The organism is Vibrio sp. 10N.222.46.A1 (genome assembly GCF_041473595.1).
Lineage (GTDB): Bacteria > Pseudomonadota > Gammaproteobacteria > Enterobacterales > Vibrionaceae > Vibrio > Vibrio tasmaniensis_A.
Genome location: NZ_JBFRSN010000502.1, coordinates 1 through 4,164 on the forward strand (window position 1 = coordinate 1; position 4,164 = coordinate 4,164).

Consider the following 4,164-nt stretch of genomic DNA (forward strand, 5'->3'; position numbering starts at 1 on the left):
ATTTGGCTATTTGGCTAGTGGTCATTTGTTATCTAGAAGATTCACAGCTCATAAACAAAAAAATGCAGCCACAATCGAAGGATTGTCAGCTGCATTTTTAATTCGTGCTTCTACTCAGTACTAACGGGCAATTACCACATTAGATCATCTGGGATCACGAAGTCTTTGTACGGGTCATCTTCGTCTACTTCATCTGAGCTTGAAGCTTGCGTATCAACGATAGATTCTTCGTCACGCATTGCGATCTTGTTTGCTACTGCTGTTGGGATAACAACATAGCTTTCGCCTTGGCGCGCAATACTTAGAATGCCTTTACTTAGTTGCTTTTGAGTCAGCTCTTCTACGTAAAGGTATTTAACTAGCGTACCGTCGGTGAAGTTGTATTTGATCTCACCGTTCTTCTGTTCGATCTTGTTCATCTCAATCAGTTGCTTCACTTGAGCTTTAATTTCTTTGCTCAACTGCTGTTCTTTCAACTGTTGGTTTAACTCTTTGTCTTTCGCTTGCTGCGCCAGTTTAGTTTCTTCTGCTGCCGCTTTTGCTTCACGAGACTGAACGCGAGACTTTTTAGAGCCTTTCTTCGCCTTCTTTAATTTTTTCTCATTTACCAAGCCAGCTTTAAGCATTTGCTCTTGGAGTGTTAACTTTGCCATGACTTTCCCAGTTCAGGATTAAAAACGACACTATCATACCTGTTTTTGAGGTTTCTGTTTACTGAACAAGAGTAAATTACAGAACAATCGCAAAATTTGTGCTGATAGATCTAAGCTGTCACCATAATCCCTTCTAGTTGCTCACAACCTCTGCTCTCCCCGAACAAACAGTTTTCGTTTAAGCACGCCAATATTGGCTGATCCACCGACTCGAAATCATTACCTGACTCTATTATTCGCGCGCGTACCATTTATCATTCCAATAAGACAATATGTTAATTTTCAATGGTTAATCAATTTTATAAAACCTTGGCATATATCTCATATTTGAATAAATGCCATAGAGTTATAACTCCAATGTCATAACTCTTGACTACGTTATTCTAGACATAAATCAATAAGGATAACGTAAACGATGAAAACTCAATGGACTTGCCTGAGTGCAATACTTGCATCAGCTTCATTCATTTCAACCTCGGCTATTGCAGATACCGATGTGTACCTGACCAATAACACGAGCCAAGTAATGACGATTCAAACCAATCACACGGGTACCGACCAGCTTCAATTCGGTGATGAGTGGCAGCAACATGTTGAGCAAATTGGCCCGTGGGAAACCCAAAAGCTGATCAGTTTCAACCGCTGGACAGGCGTGAAGTCCGGTAAGACATACAAGTTTGACACAGTAGTCTCAAATTCTATTGGGGAGAGCGTCACACTTAATCAAACCATGGAAGGACATTGGTACAACTCAACACTGCAACACGGTTTGAGCGCCGCAGACGTCGACTTAACACTGCATGATGATCGTAATATTCATCGTAATTCAACCGATGCTTTTGATGTGAACACTGAACTTGCCTTCAAAGCTGATAACACCGCTCGCTACGATGATATTTATTACACCATCACTCCACCAAAAGTGGATGAGCAACCAGAGCCAGATGCCAATACACTCAAAGTCATGACTTATAACATCTGGGCACTGCCTGCCATCGCTTCGCATATTGGTGACCGCTATGACCTGATCCCTCAATACGTAAAGGGCTATGACGTGTTGGCTCTACAAGAGGTGTTTGCTAACGGCAGAGATGAATTCTTGCGTGAACTTGCAAAAGAGTCTCCTTATCAAACCAAAATGCTCGATAAAGATGGGATTAACATCTATGACGGCGGTGTGATAATTGTGAGCCGCTACCCTATTGTCAACGAAGCGCAATACGTGTTCCCTGATTGTACAGGCACAGATTGTTTCGCTGATAAAGGCGTGAATTACGCTGAAGTCATCAAAAACGGTCAGGCTTACCACGTGTTTGGCACTCACACCGCATCATTCGATACGGACACAGCTCGTGACTACCGACAACGTCAATTCAAGCAGATGCGTCAGCTTGCTCAATCACTGGAAATACCAACCTCTGAAACGGTTATTTACAGCGGTGACTTCAACGTGAACAAGCTGAAGTTCCCAGGCGACTACCAACAAATGTTCGCTAACCTGCAAGCCGATGAGCCGGAGTATTCAGGTTATACCGCTTCAACCTTTGATCCTCGTATCAACAACTTTGCAGGCGAGCCTATGTCTGGCGGGGAAAATGTCGAATACTTGGATTACGTAGTGGTGAGTTCGGAGTACGCACAAAAAACTCACAACAATAACCGCGTTGATGTTCCTCGCTCAACCAGCAGTGAATTATGGAAGCACTACAACCTTTCAGACCACTTCCCCGTCAGTGCTGTCATCAAGTAACGCGGTGAACCCATAATGCATCGAGTTATATTAATCCTAATGCTCGTCGCGGTGACGAGCATTGTTGGCTACTCATGGTCATCAAAATCGATTGAAACACCGCTATCTTCTGCTCAACATACAGGATCTAAGCCGCGTGTTTCTACGACAACTGCTGACGATAATTCCACACCAACTGCAACCGCCAGTTCGGAAAATGCAGCATCGCAGAGCAATCAATCCCAAACTGAATCATCGGGCGGAGAAACGCATGTTGAAAACTTAAGCGAACTTGAAGGTAAAGCTCTATTCGATGAACTCGATGGGTTCTGGAAGCTTTGCCAACAACGTGATGACTGCACTGAGCAACTCGCACGATTAAAATCGGAGTTGCCGAGTATATGGTTTGAGTTACTGAGCGACTATCCTCAGCTATCAGTCGACTGGCAATTAGCCCAAAGTACCATCCCACTTGAATCCATAGAGACTCTTGAAGATCGTGTTGCCTTATTCAAGCAGTCTGCACAGCAAGTATGGGGAGAGTTGGCCCACCAGCTATTCGCAGACCAGTTTGCGCATCTAGATTTTACGCTCGACGCCAACACCCTTGAAGAGAACGAAGCGAGCCAGTTTTTGGCCAATTATCAAGATTTGCTTAGTGAATGGCAAAACAATACGGGCACGTTAAACGCCGAAACACAGCTTCAAAAATATGAACTGGCAGTCTCTTTGATACCCAGCAGCTATAGCCCTGCTGAAGTTGCATCAGTCAAAGCCGACCTCCAAGGTGCCTACTTAGATGAAGCGCAGGCCAGCAACATTGCAGTGCGAGAACAACAAGTCGCACAACAGCAACAAACCGTGATGAGCTATCACAAGCAACTGGATCAGCTCAAAATGACCTTAGACTCTCAGCGAAGCTCGAGTTATGCCACTTGGACTCAACAAGATTGGGACAGTTATTATCAACAGCAAGTCACCGATTTCAGGGAGCAGTTTTTTAGCAAGTAACGCTTTAACTTAAACCGTCACGAAACTGAGCGGGCGTTTTATTGAGCCAACCTTTAAACGCCCTTCTGAAATTTGCCGGGTCGCTATAACCGAGCCTTTCACCGATGTCATCGATACTCATGGTTGTGCCGAGTAACAGCTCTTTGGCCAGTTCCACTCTAACTTCGGTAAGCAATATTTGATAACTGGAATCATGGGTCACTAGCTCTCGCCTGAGTGTACGAGAGCTACAACCAAACTCATCCGCGAGTTGTTCTATATTCGGGAAACTGCCTGCGGTTTGATAAAAGATCGTTTTGATCTGGTTAGTCAGCAGGTGCTCAGAGTCCAGCGTTTCCACTATCGACTGGCAAGACGCAAGATAGCGCTTCAGGGTCGCGGCATCATGAGTCAATAAAGTTTGTGATAAAACGGAGACATCAAAATGCAGTTCACAATAGTTTTGTTCAAAAATCACCGGGCACTGGAAACGCTCGTCATAAAGCTTGGTGTAATTAGGGCGAGCATAAGGCAAAGCCAAAGTATGAATATCCAACTCATGACCAGTCAGTTCTTCGAACAAAGAGACGATTGAACTCAAGAAATACTCACTGCAGAAAGGTAGGAGATCGCCCACTTCCAAGGTGTTCTCAATCTGAATCACTGCTTGCTCGGAATCTAGAAATAATTTAACCGAGAAAATAGGACCGTTCAGGCGCAGATATTTAAAGCCCGACTTGATGGCCTCCCCGACATTTTGACTTGTCGATAGCGCATAACCCAACACACCAA

Annotated in this window: 4 protein-coding genes; 2 read left to right on the forward strand and 2 right to left on the reverse strand. The window is 44.4% G+C overall.

All coding sequences use genetic code 11. The annotated features are described in order from the left end of the window. Positions 1-131: 131 nt before the first annotated feature. Complete coding sequence (locus AB4496_RS14720; RefSeq protein WP_012604134.1) at positions 132-653, reverse strand: DUF2058 domain-containing protein; 522 nt, start codon at positions 651-653, stop codon at positions 132-134. Positions 654-1,068: 415 nt separating this feature from the next. On the opposite strand from AB4496_RS14720, the gene AB4496_RS14725 reads away from it, so the two are divergent. Together AB4496_RS14725 and AB4496_RS14730 are read left to right on the forward strand one after the other, a co-directional pair. Continuing rightward, positions 1,069-2,403, forward strand: coding sequence for a sphingomyelin phosphodiesterase (locus tag AB4496_RS14725; RefSeq protein WP_102258536.1), 1,335 nt, complete (start codon positions 1,069-1,071; stop codon positions 2,401-2,403). A gap of 39 nt (positions 2,404-2,442) precedes the next feature. Then, positions 2,443-3,393 (forward strand): chromosome partitioning protein ParA, encoded by a 951-nt coding sequence (locus tag AB4496_RS14730; protein ID WP_102258537.1) that lies wholly within the window; start codon positions 2,443-2,445, stop codon positions 3,391-3,393. Between the two features lie 4 nt (positions 3,394-3,397). Here the strand turns inward: AB4496_RS14730 and AB4496_RS14735 are convergent. After that, on the reverse strand, positions 3,398-4,164 hold a 767-nt coding region (locus tag AB4496_RS14735), incomplete at its 5' end, for an AraC family transcriptional regulator ligand-binding domain-containing protein (RefSeq protein WP_372131230.1).